At 61.1% G+C, this 15,613-nt stretch carries 14 protein-coding genes; all 14 read right to left on the reverse strand.

Going from position 1 to position 15,613, the window contains the following annotated elements; all coding sequences use genetic code 11:
* Positions 1 to 56: 56 nt before the first annotated feature.
* Positions 57 to 1,367 (reverse strand): efflux RND transporter periplasmic adaptor subunit, encoded by a 1,311-nt coding sequence (locus B2A78_RS09100; protein ID WP_240502462.1) that lies wholly within the window; start codon positions 1,365 to 1,367, stop codon positions 57 to 59.
* Positions 1,364 to 2,596: a TolC family protein gene (locus tag B2A78_RS09105; RefSeq protein WP_077729680.1), complete on the reverse strand. Its 1,233-nt coding sequence runs from the start codon at positions 2,594 to 2,596 to the stop codon at positions 1,364 to 1,366. The genes B2A78_RS09100 and B2A78_RS09105 overlap by 4 nt, the downstream gene beginning before the upstream one ends.
* 2 nt (positions 2,597 to 2,598) lie before the next feature.
* Positions 2,599 to 3,279, reverse strand: coding sequence for an isoprenylcysteine carboxylmethyltransferase family protein (locus B2A78_RS09110; RefSeq protein ID WP_077729681.1), 681 nt, complete (start codon positions 3,277 to 3,279; stop codon positions 2,599 to 2,601).
* Positions 3,276 to 3,443 carry a DUF2933 domain-containing protein gene (locus B2A78_RS09115; RefSeq protein ID WP_346425840.1) on the reverse strand — a complete coding sequence of 56 codons (168 nt, stop codon included), beginning with the start codon at positions 3,441 to 3,443 and terminating at the stop codon, positions 3,276 to 3,278. The genes B2A78_RS09110 and B2A78_RS09115 overlap by 4 nt, the downstream gene beginning before the upstream one ends.
* 206 nt (positions 3,444 to 3,649) lie before the next feature.
* Complete coding sequence (flgB, locus tag B2A78_RS09120; RefSeq protein ID WP_240502463.1) at positions 3,650 to 4,114, reverse strand: flagellar basal body rod protein FlgB; 465 nt, start codon at positions 4,112 to 4,114, stop codon at positions 3,650 to 3,652.
* Between the two features lie 116 nt (positions 4,115 to 4,230).
* Entirely contained in the window at positions 4,231 to 4,539 is a 309-nt protein-coding gene (locus B2A78_RS09125) for a hypothetical protein (RefSeq protein WP_077729683.1), read from the reverse strand.
* A 493-nt stretch (positions 4,540 to 5,032) separates the two neighbouring features.
* Complete coding sequence (locus B2A78_RS09130) at positions 5,033 to 6,445, reverse strand: sigma-54 dependent transcriptional regulator (RefSeq protein ID WP_077729684.1); 1,413 nt, start codon at positions 6,443 to 6,445, stop codon at positions 5,033 to 5,035.
* Between the two features lie 4 nt (positions 6,446 to 6,449).
* Complete coding sequence (locus B2A78_RS09135; protein WP_077729685.1) at positions 6,450 to 7,994, reverse strand: ATP-binding protein; 1,545 nt, start codon at positions 7,992 to 7,994, stop codon at positions 6,450 to 6,452.
* Positions 7,995 to 8,103: 109 nt separating this feature from the next.
* Positions 8,104 to 8,463: a hypothetical protein gene (locus B2A78_RS09140; protein ID WP_077729686.1), complete on the reverse strand. Its 360-nt coding sequence runs from the start codon at positions 8,461 to 8,463 to the stop codon at positions 8,104 to 8,106.
* Positions 8,464 to 8,576: 113 nt separating this feature from the next.
* On the reverse strand, positions 8,577 to 11,750 hold the full coding sequence (locus B2A78_RS09145) for an efflux RND transporter permease subunit (RefSeq protein ID WP_077729687.1): 3,174 nt from the start codon (positions 11,748 to 11,750) through the stop codon (positions 8,577 to 8,579).
* 1 nt (position 11,751) lies between these two features.
* Positions 11,752 to 13,218: an efflux RND transporter periplasmic adaptor subunit gene (locus tag B2A78_RS09150; protein WP_077729688.1), complete on the reverse strand. Its 1,467-nt coding sequence runs from the start codon at positions 13,216 to 13,218 to the stop codon at positions 11,752 to 11,754.
* Positions 13,211 to 14,563 (reverse strand): TolC family protein, encoded by a 1,353-nt coding sequence (locus B2A78_RS09155; RefSeq protein ID WP_077729689.1) that lies wholly within the window; start codon positions 14,561 to 14,563, stop codon positions 13,211 to 13,213. The genes B2A78_RS09150 and B2A78_RS09155 overlap by 8 nt, the downstream gene beginning before the upstream one ends.
* A 138-nt stretch (positions 14,564 to 14,701) precedes the next feature.
* Positions 14,702 to 15,121: a hypothetical protein gene (locus B2A78_RS09160; protein WP_077729690.1), complete on the reverse strand. Its 420-nt coding sequence runs from the start codon at positions 15,119 to 15,121 to the stop codon at positions 14,702 to 14,704.
* Positions 15,122 to 15,175: 54 nt separating this feature from the next.
* Entirely contained in the window at positions 15,176 to 15,550 is a 375-nt protein-coding gene (locus tag B2A78_RS09165; protein ID WP_143735116.1) for a hypothetical protein, read from the reverse strand.
* Positions 15,551 to 15,613: the final 63 nt, after the last annotated feature.

A 15,613-nucleotide genomic window follows, 5' to 3' on the forward strand; every position in this document is an offset into this window, starting at 1 on the left:
GGACCGATGCCTCGCTTCGCCTTGGGGCCTTGCGGTAATCCATCCTGCGCCGCTTCCTACATACCCGGCATATTCATGCCCGGTTTGCCTTGCTCAGGTTTTTGCTCGGGAGCCGAAGGCGTAGGCGCAGGACTTTTCTTATCCATCTCCATGCCGGGCATCCCCATCATCCCCAGCGCGGATCGGAGCTGGCTCTCCGAATCGATCAGAAAGGCGGCCGACGCGACCACCCGCTCCCCGGGCGCCAGGCCCTTCTGTATCTCATAGTAACCCTCGGCGGTGACTCCGATCTGAACATCACGGGGCTCCAGGCGCCCCTGGCCTCGGTCGACAAACAGAATATTCCGCGTCCCGGTGGCGAGGACTGCGCCTTGCGGGACCACGAGACGGTTCCCTAACGGGATTCGCACCTCGACATTGGCGTACATCTCGGGCTTGAGCTTTTCGCCGGGGTTGTCCAGTTCGAACCGCACCTTCGCGGTACGGGTCTTGGGATCCAGGGTGGGATAGATGAACGTCACCCGCGCCGTGAGCACGGTCGCCGGATCATAGGAAAGTGTGACCTTGGCCTCCTGCCCGAGGCGGATGGACGGGAGTTCATATTCGTAGATGTCCCCCAGGATCCAGATGTGCGACAGATCGGCGATGATATAGAGCTCCGTGCCGGGCTCTACATACGCACCTGCCAGCGCCTCCCGCTTGATGACCGTGCCGGTGATGGGGGAATGGATCGGCAGCGTCCGGAGCACCTGTCCGGTCCGCTCCAGGTCGCGGATATGATCTTCGGTAATGTCCCACAGCTGAAAACGACGCTTGACATCCTCGAGAAGCTCCACGGCGCCTTGCGCGACCTCGGGATAGGAGCTGCCGCCGAGTTCCTTTTTCGCCTGCAGGGCGAGCAGGTATTCCCGTTGCGTGGCCACGAGGTCCGGACTGTAAATGGTAAAGAGGATCTGACCTTTTTTGACGTGATCCCCTGTGGCGCTGACCAGAAGTTGATCGATCCAGCCGCTGAACTTGATGTTGACCCGCGCCTGCCTGCGTTCGTCGATCACGACCAGGCCCACGGTCCGGATCACCTTGTCTAACGGGCGACGCGTCGCTTCTTCGAATTTCACGCCGATCTCCTGCAATCGCTGTGGGCTGATGGTCACCATGTCAGTGCCACTAGGGACCGCCATGGGCGGCGCGGTCTCTTTTTGTTCTGGAGCCGCCTCGTGGCCGCCATGGTCTGCCGGCGGCTGGGTGGCGGGTGCGGGTGCCTCGGGCGGGGATGGCTGTTCGTTCCCGCATCCAACGAACAGCAAGGAAGTGATCAGCCCCACCGCCCACAACCTTCTGAATCGCCAATCTTGCCGTTTTGTCATGGCCTTTCCCCGATGATCTCCTCGAGCCGGGCCAGCGCCTTTTCGTGTTCGGTCATCTCGCCGTGCAGTTCGATCTCGTTGTCCTGCAAGGTGAGCAGGCTGTTCAGCAGGGTCAGAAAATCCACCTTGCCGACCGCGTAGCTCGCCTGTGCCGAAGCCAACGTCAAGCGCGCCTGCGGAATGAGGGCCTCCGTGAGCAGTCTGACCAGTTCCTCTGCTCGCGTGAGCCGAGCCAGATTGTCCTGCACGCGGAAGAAGAGTTCCTGCTTGGTGGCCCAGAGGTCCTGAAATGCGGCCTCCCGCCCCGCCACGGCTTCCTTCACGCCGTAGCGCTGCTTGGTGGCGTAATAGAGCGGCACTTTGACGCTGAGCCCCACCTGATAGCCGTCCAGCCTGAGCGACTCGTTGCGCACGCCGGCGGCGCTCAGCTCGAAGTCGGGATAATATTCGCGCTTGGCCAAGGCGATGGCCTTGTCACCCCGTTCCACACCTTTGACCTGCGCCCGCAGCAGCGGTGCCGCCTGCTCGACCAGCGCCTGGATTTCCGTCGGGCCGTGTTCAAGCGGCGTGACCTTTATCTCTTCCGGGATGCCCAAGGGATCGGCGGGTGGCCGCCGGAGGATCCGGTTGATCTCCGCCCGCAACGATCGGCCTTGCTGCTCGAAAACGGCGATACGCTGCAACAGCCGCGAAATTTCGGCCTGCGCACGGAACACGTCCTGTTGGGCGCCTTGACCGACCGTATAGCGGGCCCTGGCGGTTTTCTCGAAGTTGACCAGCAGCACCCGGTTTTTTTCGATGACTTCTAGGGACTCGTGCACCAGGTGCAGGTCGAAGTAAGCCTCCTTCAGACGCGCAATCACAGTCAGTCGAACCGCCTGGTATTCCTGTTCCGCGCGCTCGGCCTCCTTGGAGGCGACCTCGCCCCGGAGTCCAAGTTTTCCCGGAAAAGGAATCTCCTGACTCAAGCCATACATCCCTTCGCGATCGATGACTTCCCGATAGCTCAGGTTCACTCTGGGATCCGGCAAGGTCTGGACCTGCGGGATCACCGCCGTGGCCGCTTCGAAGCGTTGTTGCGCGGCCTGAATGTCCGGGTTGTTGGTCAGGGCTTCGCCGACGAGCCGGTTCAGATTCAAGCGTTGTCCCTCGCTCTGCGGCTCCTGGGCGACGGCAACGGCCATCAACGCGAATTCCAGGATGACGATCCAAACGCTTCGCCGCGGCATGGCTAGCTCTGCTTGCGGCGGCGGCGGATCAAGGCTTCATCCCGCTTCGAAGCCGGACCGAATCGCGGAATGAAAGCGGGCGTTTTTTCACGATACCGTTCATAAACCTCACCGAACTCCTCCGAGATCTCCCGCTCTTCACGCTTGGCCAGGCGCGCGTACATATAGACCAGGATCGGGAACATGATGAGCGTCGGCAGCGTCGGCCACTGCAGCAAGAATCCGGTCATGATCAGGATGAAGGCCGAATACTGGGGATGGCGCAGGCGGGCATAGGGTCCCGTGACGGCGAGTGTGTGACTGCGCTGCGCCTCGTACAGCACTCGCCAGGCGGAGGACAGCAGCCAGAATCCGCCGACGATGAAGACCATGCTCAGAATGTGCAAGGGATCGAAGTGCGGATCTCCCTTGAAACCGAGCAGGGTGTGCCAAAGGTGTCCGGTTTCGTGGGAAAACAAATCGAGGCCCGGATAGCGCTGCGTCAGCCAGCCGGATAAAAGATAAATAGTGAGCGGAAAGCCGTACATCTCCGTGAACAGGGCGACAACGAACGCGGCGAAGGCACCGAACGAGCGCCAGTCGCGGGACGTATGGGGCTTGAAAAAACTGAAGGCGAACAGGATGAACACCAGGGAATTGATGATGACCAGTCCCCACAGACCGTAGGCGGATTCGTGACTCACGGATGATTCTCCTTCTCGTCGGGAGTGCCTGCACCGTGACCGGACCGATGTCCACCGTGCATGAAGAGGTGCATCAGCGGGCAGGCCAGCAGCAGAAGATAGGGAAGAGCCCCCAAGAAATGGGCCCGATGTTCTGTCCAGAGAAAGAACAGCACGATGCCCAGGAAAGCCCAGAATACGAGGTTGTAACGCCACCTCGAAGGGGCTTTCGCAAACCGGTCCGATTCATGCGCCATGATTTTATTGCTCCTTTTCCTTTAAGCGCTTGCTGGAAATTACCGAGCGAGCCGATGTGACAAGATTTGAGCTACAACCAGGTAGACGAAAATCTCAACTAGGCGGCGAGTCGCTCATACTCACGGATGGATCATTATTCATGCCTCGATAGGTATTCACTTTTTGTAAGCCTTTCCGAGGGAGCCACGACTACTTGAGCTCCGAAAACAGCTTCTGTATGTCTTTGTAGTGGTCGAAAGCCATTTGCAGAGTAAATTGGTAATGGACAGCGTTTTCTGCGAACTGAATCTTTTCGACATCCGACTCTACCGTATTCCCATCGAGACTGGGCTGCTGCGGAAATCGATACTGAGTTCGGGCGGTTTGCAATGGGTTCCTGTCTGGCGCCCCGGGGCAAATGCTGGAGAGAGGTCGTATTGAGCGCGAGAGTGCCATTCTGCGTCCCCGCTAACGCTTTATCCAGCGTATTCTTGAAGTCGAAGTCGACCGCCTTATAGTTGGGAGTATCGGCATTCGCGATATTCGACGCCAGTAATTCCTGGCGATAGGCACGAAGACTTAATGCTACTTCATTGAAGTCAAGCTTGTCCTTCATCATGGAACTCCACGCAGGCCCTGTATTCCGAGGCGGTTAAGGACGGCGGTATCGGCGCCGTTTGCGCTGTGTTGGCAAATCTCCTACAGAGGCATACCAACACGCGCGTTCTTACAACCTCAGTCATGGCGAAAATGGGTATAGCGTCCCGGCGTGCCATGGGTGCCGCCATGATTCGAGGCATGACCACCAGAGTGGCTATAATCATGGTGCGGTCCGCTGGCCACGGCAAAGGATGCCGCGGTAAGCCCGTGATGGCCGGGTGCCGAATGGCCGTGGGGCCAATAAATCGCTGATAGCCGCGGGTAGTAATAAGTATGACCGAAACCGGCCCTGAAATCGGCGTGGGGGTCTGCATGAGTGACGCGCATCAGCAGCAACGATGACAGCGCAATCCCGCAGATCTTCAAACAGCGTGACGCTTTCATTGCCTTTTCCTTACCATCGTTTAGTCGGAGCTACCGGGCGGTACGGCCCGGTAGCGGGATAGCTTCATCAGTGACTATGGGAATGCCCATCGTCACGGGATCTTTCTTGTCCTTCTACACTGGAGCCGGTGCTTGCACAGCCTGCCAAGGAAAAAATCAAGAAAAACAGAAGAAGAAGCTGTTGTGCATTTTTCATTTATCTGGTCTCCGGTTTCGGTCCGTTATTTTCTGATTGAAACTCCTGCCTGATTTGCGGTCTGTTCAGACGGTTTGAGCGGATACGGGAGATTGCGGTTACCTCCTATCTCCAGCCGTCATCAGCCCTTACCGTCGTTACCGTCATGACCCGGCATCCATGTCGGTCAATTCTTAACATGGAATGTCTGTGCCAACCCGGTAACCCTTGGTTATTTCTGAATATTCGGTCGTTTACCACGCGAATCGGAACTTGGTTTGTGATCAACAGAGTCACACCTTGCATTCCAGGTTACAGTCACTTCTGCGGGGCGGAGTCTTTTTCCTTGAACATCTCCGAGCGCATCCCGTAGCGCTTCAGCAGCCGGTGCAGGCTTTCGCGCTCGATGCCGGCACGTTCCGCCGCCTTGGTGACGTTGCCTTTGAACTCGCGCATCAGCGCGCCCAGGTAGTCGCGCGAGGTCCGGTCGACCGCGAGTTGCACCGCCTCGTGATAGGTTAAGGATCCGGCGGCGGAGCTGATTCTCGGGGTTCCCCCGGCCTCGGGCATTTCTTCCGGCAGTGCCCCCATGCCGATGCGCGGGCCGTCGCTGACGGCCAGCGCGCGCTCGATGGCGTTCTGCAGTTCGCGCACGTTGCCCGGCCAGTCGTAGCGCATCAGGGCCGACAGCGCTTCGGGGGTGAACCCCGTCACCGGGCTTTTCTGCTGCCGTCCGTGGCGTTCCAGAAACAGTGCGGCCAGGAGCGGGATGTCCTCCCGCCTCTCCCTAAGGGGCGGCAGGCGTATCGGAAAGATGTTGAGGCGATAGAACAGGTCTTCGCGGAATTTGCCTTCCTTCACCGCTTCCTTGAGATCGACGTTGGTCGCCGCGAGAATCCGGACGTCAACCGGTCGCTCCTCGGCTTCCCCGATCCGGCGCACGGCGCGCTCCTGCAAGACTCGCGTCAGTTTCACCTGCAGGGGGAGCGGGAGTTCGCCCACTTCGTCCAGAAACAGCGTACCGCCCTCCGCCTCTTCGAACAGGCCGCGCTTGTCGGCGATCGCGCCGGTGAACGAGCCTTTCTTGTGGCCGAACAGTTCGGATTCGATGAGATTCTCCGGGATCGCGCCGCAGTTGACGGCGACGAACCGACGATCTTTGCGGAGTCCCTCGCAATGGATCGCCCGGGCGACCAGTTCCTTGCCGGTACCGCTTTCCCCCATGATCAACACCGTCGCCTCGGCGTTGGCGGCGCGGCGCATCAACTCGAACACTTTCCGCATGGTCGGGCTCTTGCCCACCAGGTTCCTGAAGCCGTAGGTTTCCTGCAAGAGGCTTTGCAGGTTTTCGGCCTGCTCCCGGAGCCGCTTGCGCTCGGCGGCGCGCTGCACCACCAACAGGGCCTCCTCGGGATCGAAGGGTTTGGTCAGATAGTCGTACGCGCCCTCCTTCATGGCTTCGACCGCATTGGGAATCGAGGCGAACGCCGTCATCAGGATGACCTCGACCTCCGGACGAGCATGCTTGATCTCGCGCAGCAAGGTCAAACCGTCGAGCCCGGGCATGCGGATGTCGCTGACGACGACATCGAAGTTCCCGTTCAAGGCCATCGCCAAGGCCTTCTGGCCATCGGCGGCGGTCGTGATGTCGAACCCGTGGGCGAAGGCATCCTGAAACAGCTTGAGGATGCTTTCCTTATCGTCCGCGACCAGAAGGCGTATGTTATTCATCCCGTCATTCTCCCGAGTCGACTGAACGGCGATTCGATTTTCGGCCGGAGGAGGCAGTCCGGGTCACCGAACGCGCGACCGGCGGCTTCGCCGGCAAACGCACGGCAACGCGGGTTCCTTTTCCCGCTTCGGAACGGAGGTCGATGGTGCCGCCATGGGCATCGACGATGGCCTGGGAGATCACCAAGCCGAGCCCCGTCCCTTTGGGTTTGGTCGAAAAGAAGGGATCGAAGACGTGGGGCAGCACCTCTGGCGGAATCCCCGACCCCGTATCGGCGACGTGCAGCACCGCCTCGTCGTTCATCTGCGCCACCTGAATCGTCAAAGCGCCCCCGCTGGGCATCGCTTCGACGGCGTTCAAAACGATGTTGAACACCACTTGCCGCAGCTTGGCTTCGTCGCCGTAGACCGTGACCTGCACCTCCGATGCCGGTTGCTCGATCCTGAGATCCCGCAGCTTGCCGGATTCGCCGAGTCGCTCGATCGCCTCGCGCGCCAGTTCGGCCAGATCGATGCGAGTCGGCTCCAGCCGCGGCGGCCTCGCCAAATCCAGCAAGTCCTGGACGATCCGCTGGCATTGGCGGACTTCGTCTTCGACGGTCGTGAGATAACTGGTCTTGACCTGGGTGGGCTCCTTGAGCATCAGCTTGATGTAGCCGAGAATCACCCCGAGGGGATTGTTGATCTCGTGCGCCACCCCGGCGGCCATCTGCCCGATGGAGGCCAGTTTCTGGGAGCGTACGAGGTGCTCCTGGTGGCGCGCGAGGTCGGCCGCCATCTGATTGAAGCTGGAAGCCAGTTCTCCGAATTCGTCCCGTCCGTCCAGAGCGATCCGGGTGGAGAGATCGCCGCCCGCGAGGCGGAGGACGCCTTCGCGGAGCGCGGACAGCGGCCGCAGGATCGATCGGGTCATCGTCAGGCCCATAATGAAGGAGACCGCGAGGGCGAGGCCGAAGCAGCCCAGGATCCCGACCCGCACCTGTTCCCGTATGAATTCCGCGTGTTCGAGCAAATCCCGGCTGCGCCGCTCTAGCATCTCGTTGAGCTTTTCATTCAAGCGGACGACTTGATTGACATAGGCCTCAAGCTTTTCGTTCAGCGCCTGCTTCTGCGACGGCTGGTTCCGTTGAATGGCCGGGATCACCGCGCTCCGGAACAACTCGTCGTTGAGCGTCGCGGTATGGGTCACCTCGTCGACACAGGCTCTTTCCTCCGGGGTCAGCGCGAGTTTTCGGAGTTCCGCGGTTTGCTCGTGGGTGGCATTGACGGCTTGGTCGTAGTGATCGAGGTGCGAAAGATTCCAACTGATGATCGTGTGGGCCTGATGGATATACTGCTCGCGCACGTAGGCGGCCGCCAAGTGGCCCGCATGTTTCGCCTTGTCGATCTCGGTAATCTCGGATTCCATCGTCACGATCTGCTGCAGCGTAAACAGCGTGACCAACAAGGAGGCCGCAAAAAAGATCAATATGACCGAAAACACGCCGATGAGACGGAGTGCCGTTCTGGAAATACGCCGTCGAGAGGCCGAGCGCCGGATATCAGGCATAAAGATCAGTACTTCGTCGCGATCACGGATAAAGGCGGACCAGGAGGTTTATGGAGTTATCCAGCGAATAGGTCGTGAATTCGTCCTGATCCGCCTGCTGTTCTTCGCGTTATCGAATGCCTTCCGCGATTTCGCGATGCAGCTTCGCCATGGCCAGGTTTTCATCCGCCGCCTTACTGTAAAGGTCGATTAAATACTCACAATGCGTTTTAAATCCGATGGCGTGCTTTCCGTGCAAATAAGGCGCTCTTAGATATTCCGCTAGGAGTTTCTTGTGCTCTTCCACTTTCTGCCTCGCCTCATCGGCCGCCTGTTCGTAATGCGCCGCCAATGCCTCATGGTCCGCCTTGGTTTTCGCGCTTTGGATCGCCGCCTCCATGGGCATCGGATGGGGATTCATCGGCGCACATCCAGAAAGCAACGCCAGGGCTACGCCCATCGCGAGGGAGAATTTGATGATCGTATTCATAACAGACCTCTCAAAAGTTAAAGGTGGATTTAGATTGCTATTCGTACCGGCAAGAATTTCGGTTATCTACGCGCTATTAATTACCCTCTATTTCTTTTATCAGCCTCGTTACGCTAGAGTTGCGCAACCTGGTTACCGCTCCGCGCGGCTATTCTTTCCAAAATGGGTTTATCCCCCCATCGGATGGGATATTCCTTGACCAGGGCATAAATCGCCGGGATCACGATCAAGGTCAGAATCGTCGAGGACACCATACCGCCCACCATGGGCGCGGCGATGCGGCGCATCACCTCCGAGCCGGTGCCGCTGCTCCACAGAATGGGCAAAAGGCCCGCCATGATGGCGACCACCGTCATCATCTTCGGACGCACCCGCTCCACCGCACCCGCCATGACGGCCGCGTAGAGGTCGGCCACCGTCACCCGTTCGCCGGCCGCTTCCCGCCGGCGCCGGATGTCCTCGAAGGCGTCGTCCAGGTAGATCAGCATCACCACGCCGGTTTCCGCCGCGACGCCAGCCAGCGCGATGAAGCCCACGGCGACCGCCACGCTGAGGTTGTACTCCAGCAGCCACATCAGCCAGACGCCGCCGACCAGGGCGAACGGCACCGACAGCATCACGATCAGCGTTTCGGTCAGGCGTTTGAAATTGAGATAGAGCAGCACGAAGATGATCAGCAGTGTCACCGGGACGACCAACTTCAGCTTGGCCTTGGCGCGCTCCATGTACTCGAACTGGCCGCTCCAGGTGATGTAATAGCCCGGCGGGAATTGGACGCGCTCGCGCACGGCCTTTTGCGCCTCCTCCACATAGCCGCCGATATCCCGGCCCCGAAGATCGACGAAGATGTAGGCGGACAGCAGGGCGTTCTCAGTGCGGATGCCAGGCGGTCCCTTGCTGAGGCCGATGCGGGCGAGCTGGCCCAAAGGGATCATGGCGCCGCCTTCGATGGGCACCAGCACCTGGGTGGCGATGGCCTGGGGATCGCTGCGCAGCTCGCGGGGATAACGGACGATGACGTTGAAGCGCTCTCGGCCTTCCACCGTGGTGGTGACGGGCTCGCCCCCCAGCGCAGCGGCGATCACCCTCTGTACGTCGCCCACCGTCAGGCCGTAGCGGGCCAAGGCCTCGTAGTCGGGTTCGATGTTCAGGTAATACCCGCCGGTGATGCGCTCGGCGTAGGCACTGGTCGTTCCGGGTACGGTCTTGATCACCGCCTCGATCTGCTGGGCCAGCTTTTCCATCTCGGCGAGGTCCTTGCCGAACACCTTGACGCCCACCGGGGTGCGGATGCCGGTGGACAGCATGTCGATGCGGTTCTTGATGGGCATGGTCCAGGCATTGGTGACGCCCGGAATCTGCAGCGCCCGGTCCATCTCGGCAATGAGCTGGTCGGGGGTCAGGCCGGGCCGCCACTCCGTTTCCGGCTTCAGGTTCACCACCGTCTCGAACATCTCCAAGGGCGCCGGATCGGTGGCGGTCTGGGCGCGCCCCGCCTTGCCGAACACCGATTCCACCTCGGGAAAGCTCTTGATGATCCGGTTCTGGGTCTGCATCAGCTCCTGCGCCTTGGTGACCGAAAGTCCCGGCAAGGTGATGGGCATGAACAGCAGCGAGCCTTCGTTCAGGGTCGGCATGAATTCGCTGCCGAGCTTGGTCGCCGGAACCACGGACACCCCCAAAACGATCAGGGCCACAAGGAGGGTCAGCGTTTTCCGGCGCAGCACCCAGCCGATCACCGGCCGGTAAGCCCAGATCAGAAACCGGTTGATCGGATTCTTGCCTTCCGGGAGGATCCGGCCCCGGATGAACAGCAGCATGAGCGCCGGCACCAGGGTGATGGACAACAGCGCCGCGCCGGCCATGGCGAAGGTCTTGGTATAAGCCAGAGGGTGAAACAGCCGGCCTTCCTGGGCTTCCAGGGCGAACACCGGCAGAAACGATACGGTGATGATCAACAGGCTGAAGAACAGCGCCGGGCCGACTTCCCGGCACGCTTCCAGCATTATGGCCAGCCGCGGCTTGTCCGCGGGACTCCGCTCCAGATGCTTGTGGGCGTTCTCGATCATGACGATGGCGGCGTCCACCATGGCGCCGATGGCGATGGCGATGCCGCCCAGGCTCATGATGTTCGAGTTCAATCCCATCTGGCGCATGACGAGGAAAGCGATCAGCACCCCCACCGGCAGCATCAGGATGGCCACCAAGGCGCTACGGACGTGCAGCAGGAACAGAGCGCACACCAGGGCGACCACCAGACTTTCTTCCAGCAGCGTATGGCGCAGGTTGTCGATGGCCCGCAGAATCAGGCCGGAGCGGTCGTACACCGCTTCGATGGACACGCCGCTGGGCAGACCCGAGGCGATTTCCCGGAATTTGGCCTTCAGGTTGTCGATCACCTCCAGGGCGTTCTGGCCGTAGCGGGCCATGGCGATGCCGCCCACCACTTCGCCTTCGCCGTTGAGTTCGGTGATGCCCCGGCGTTCGTCCGGCGCCAGCTCGACCCGCGCGATGTCCCGCATCAGCACGGGCGTGCCGTGCTCCGCCTTGACCACCAATCGCTCCAGATCGGCGATACCCCGCAGGTACCCTTTGCCGCGCACCATGTACTCGGTTTCGGACAGCTCGATCACCCGGCCGCCGACATCGGTGTTGCTGTCTTCGATCACCTCGATGACCTTTTTCAGCGGAATACGAAAGGCCTGCAGCTTGCGCGGGTCCACCACCACCTGGTATTGCTGCACGAAGCCGCCGATGCTGGCCACCTCGGCGACGCCCGGCGTCTTGGTGAGCTGGTAGCGCACGAACCAGTCCTGCAGGGTACGCAGTTCTGCCAGAGTATGTTGGTTTCCGGTGAGGGCGTATTGATAGACCCAGCCGACGCCGGTGGCGTCCGGGCCGATGCGCGGCGACACCCCGCGGGGCAGACGGCTGGTCGCGAAATTCAGGTATTCGAGCACCCGGGAGCGGGCCCAGTAGATATCGGTGCCGTCCTCGAAAATCACGTAGACGAACGAGGCGCCGAAGAACGAGAAGCCGCGCACCACCTTGGAGCGGGGCACGCTCAGCATGGCGGTGGTCAGAGGGTAAGTCACCTGATCTTCCACCACTTGGGGCGCCTGCCCATGGTACTCGGTGTAGACGATCACCTGGGTATCGGACAAATCCGGCAGGGCGTCGAGGGGGGTGTGAATCAGCGCGTAAACCCCGGCGCCGACGATGAACAGGGTCCCCAGCAGGACGAGAAAGATATTGCGCAAGGACCATTCAATGACACGACTCAGCATCTCAGTGGCCTCCGTGCCCGTGTTCGTATCCTGAATGGTCAGCGGTAGCGGAGGCATTCTCCGTTGGTTGCTGAGTGTGGCCTCCTCCGGTGTCGCTTCCCAGACTTCCGAGCGCCGCCTTCAAGTTGCTTTCCGCGTCGATCAAGAAGTTGGCGCGGCTGACCACGGTTTCTCCGGCCGTGAGGCCCTCCAGGACTTCGACATAGCCGTCGGCGCGCCAGCCCGGTTTCACGACGCGCGGCTCGAACAGCCCCTCGCCGCGCTGCACCAGCACCACTTGCCGCGTGCCGCTGTCCAGCACGGCCGAATCGGGCACCGCGAGCACCTGCCCGTGGTGATGAGACGTCGAAAGCGCGACGCTGCCGTAGAGCGCGGGTTTCAAGAAGCCCCCGGGGTTGGGCAGCTCGATGCGGACTTTGGCCGTGCGGGTTTCCGGCGTCACCGTCGGATAGATGAACGTCACCCGGCCGTTGAAGACCTTGTCCGGGTAAGCGTTCACCCGGAGACTGGCGTTCTGGCCCTCGTGGATCAGCGCCAAATCCTGTTCGTACACGTCGGCGATCAACCAGACCGTGGACAGATCGGCGATGCGGAAGAGGATATCGCCGGGCATGAAGCGCATGCCCTGCAGGGCGGGCTTCTCCAGAACGACGCCGGTGACCGGGGAGTTCAGCGGCACGAACTGGCTGGGTGCGCCTTGCTGCTGCAGATGGCGCAGGTGCTCGTCGGAAACATCCCAGTTGCGCAGCCTTTGCCAGGCACTGCTCACGAGCTGCTCGGCGGCCGTCCGGGTTTGGGCACTGCTGTTTTGCAGGGCTTTCTGTCCCCGGTAAGCGATGAGGTATTCCTGCTGTGCCGAGAGAAGATCCGGACTGTATACCTCCATCAACACCTGGCCTCGGCGTACGGTCTGGCCGGTGGCGTTGACGTGGAGGGTTTGGATCCAGCCCTCGAATTTTGGGGCAACGGTATAAAGGCGCCGCTCGTCCACCTGAACGGTACCCACGGCCCGGACGGTGTGGTTCAGCGGGCGCAAGGCGACGGTCTCGGTCTTGACGCCCAGCTTCTGGATTTTCTCCACATTGATTTTGACTTGGCCGGGCGGAGGCGCCTCGTCCTCGTAGACCGGCACATAATCCATGCCCATGGAATCCTCTTTCGGCACCGGCGAGGTATCGGGCAGTCCCATGGGATTGCGGTAATAGAGGACTTTCTTTCCAGCGGGAGGCTTTTGAGATGTTTCCTCCTCCGGATAGACCGGCACATAGTCCATCCCCATCTCGTCCTTGGCAGGCACAGGGGAGGTCACCGCCGGATTCATCGGATGGCGGTAGAACAGCGGTTTTCTCTCCGTGGGGGTAGCCTCAGCGGCGTCGCCCGTGATCGGCGGATGGGAGGTCAGCCATCCGCCGCTGATGGCGCCCAATGCGAATGCGATCAGCACGGCCAGAGCGGTTTGCTTAGTCATCGATCTTCTCCTCGCCGGTAGCGGCGATCAGCTGCGCCAGGGCCTGCTGGGTTCGGGTCAGTGCCTGCCAGTACTGGATCTGGTAATCGAACAGGGTGATTTCGGCACGGATCAGATTGAGGAAGTCCACCTTGTTCACCTGGTAGCCGGCCAGCATGGATTCCACCGTCTGCTGGGCCTGCGGGATGATGTCATTGTCGAACAGCGCCAGCCGCTCCCGGGCGTGCATGTAGTCCGCCCAGCCCTGGGTGATATCCGCCTGGACCCGGCGGATGTCATCCTGGAGGGTGTAGGTTTCCTGCAATAATTCGCTTTGCCGCTGGTCGACCGCCTTGGCCTGCTTGCTGCCGGCATAGATCGGTACGCTCAGGCTCAGGCGGAAGTTGGCGAAATCGCTGCGCTCCTGGCCGCTCGGGGTGTCCTGGCGGAAGGCGTAGCCCGCGCCGAGGCTGAAATCCGGATAGAAGTCCTTGTGCGCCAAATCCACCCGGGTTTGCGCGGCGTCGATGGCTTTTCGCCGCTGAGCGAACAGGGGGCGGGTTTGCTCCGCCCGCTCCTGCAGACGGTCGGCCGAGGCCACATCCGGCTGCTCGACCTCGGCTTCCTCGGGCAGTGCCAGCAGCGTTTCGCTGGGGCGGTTCAGCAAGGCGTTGAGGCGGCCCGCTTCGCTATGGCGCATCCGCATCAGCTCCACCTTCTGGTCCGACAGCTTCGAGAGCTCCAGCCGGGCGAGCAGCACGTCCTGCTGCAGCCCCTGGCCGACCTGGTATTTGGTTTGGGTGATCTCGACCAACTTCCGGAACAGCTCCTGCGTATCGGCCAGGATGCCCAACGCGCGATCGAAGTAGAACAGCTGCCACCAGCCGCTCTTCACGTCCCGCGCGAGGCGCAGGCGGGCTTCCTCCACCGAATGGACGGCGGCTTCCGCCTCGAAGGTGGCGGCTTTCTCCCGCAACCCGAGCTTGCCCGGAAAGGGAATCGCCTGGCTGAACCCCACCTCCAGCATGGTCATGTCGTCCTGCCGGAGGTTGAAGTTCTTGCTGGGGATATTCAACGCATCAAAGTTGAGCGACGGGTCGGGAAGCGTTCCGGCCTGGGACGGAATGGCCGCCATCGCCTCGGCGCGCGCCTTGATCTCCGCAAGGCCGGGATTTCCGGCCAAAGCGAGGGCGACCGCGTCCTGCACCGTCAAGACGGGCGACGCCTCCAATCGCAAACGGTCACTTGAGCGCGGCCCTTCCAGCGCCGCCTGCGCCGGGAGCAGTAAAAACAGGCCGCCGGCCAAGGCGACCCAGCATACGAAGCCTTGGGATGGCCGGGCTGGCCGGCGAGTCAGGCAGATCATGCACCTTCTTCTCCAGAATACGGCGGGTGCGCCGGTTTCGACGTTTTTTGCTCACCTGCCGACGTTCGGTCGAGCGCGGCAGACGGGCGCACCACACCCGTGAAAACGGTAACGTTTACGGGGAGAGCAGGCGGATCGCTAATTCAACAGGCTGCAGAACCGGTAGAAGAGAGGGGTAGTTCTGCGGGGAGGCGGTAAGTTTGGGGGACGTAAGCCGAAAAGGAGAGGCAGGATCGGAAAAACGAACGACAGTACCCAGGACACCCAGATCACCACGGTGGAGCCCACGACCCGCTCGGGCACGAGCGCGTGATCTTCTCCGGCGGGCAGAGTGAGACAGTACGGCTTTGGGCAATCGTCGGGGAGGCGATGGGTGGGATGACCGGATTCAGAGGTCGAGGCGTCGGCCTCGGTGCAATCCGCAGCGGCCGGATGGCCCAGGCTTTGGAACAGCGGGGGGCATACCCCGTGCAGTGCGGCCGCGAGCAGGGCGGCCGTCAGCAGAAGAACCACGCCGTGAAACACCCGGCTATTCCAGTGTAGCGCCGATTTCAGCATGGTTCTTTAGCCATCGGTCATCAAGCGGGATAGGACCTGCGGATTTCCATCCGCCTATTCCGCCAGCTGGCGATGCTCGCGCGCGAGCGACCGGTATTCTTCGGCGGTCTGCCTGAACAGGCGCGCCAAGTCCTGGCAGTGCGCGCTGGCTTTGGCCATGTCATGGCCCTTTTGATGGATCGGAAACTTGTACATCTCGTATGCGTTGCCCATGCGTTCGTGCTGGGCGGCTTTCTTTTCATACTCAGCCGCCTCCTGCTCATAGTAAGCGGCAATCCGTTCGTGATCCGCCTTGGTCTTGGCCGTCTGAATGGCTTTTTCCAGATCGAAGGCCGCGGTCTCCGTCTTGGTCGTGCTCCCGGAGGGTGCGCATGCGAACAAAGCCGCACCGAACAGGACCATTAGAGCTAGATATAAAGGCTTCATCATTTCTCCTTGTTTCTTGATTTTTTTAGGATTTGATCGGCCCAGGATCTTAGGATCCGATTCGCA

Origin of the sequence: Methylocaldum sp. 14B, assembly GCF_002005105.1 — a bacterium.
In the GTDB taxonomy this organism is placed as follows: Bacteria; Pseudomonadota; Gammaproteobacteria; order Methylococcales; family Methylococcaceae; genus Methylocaldum.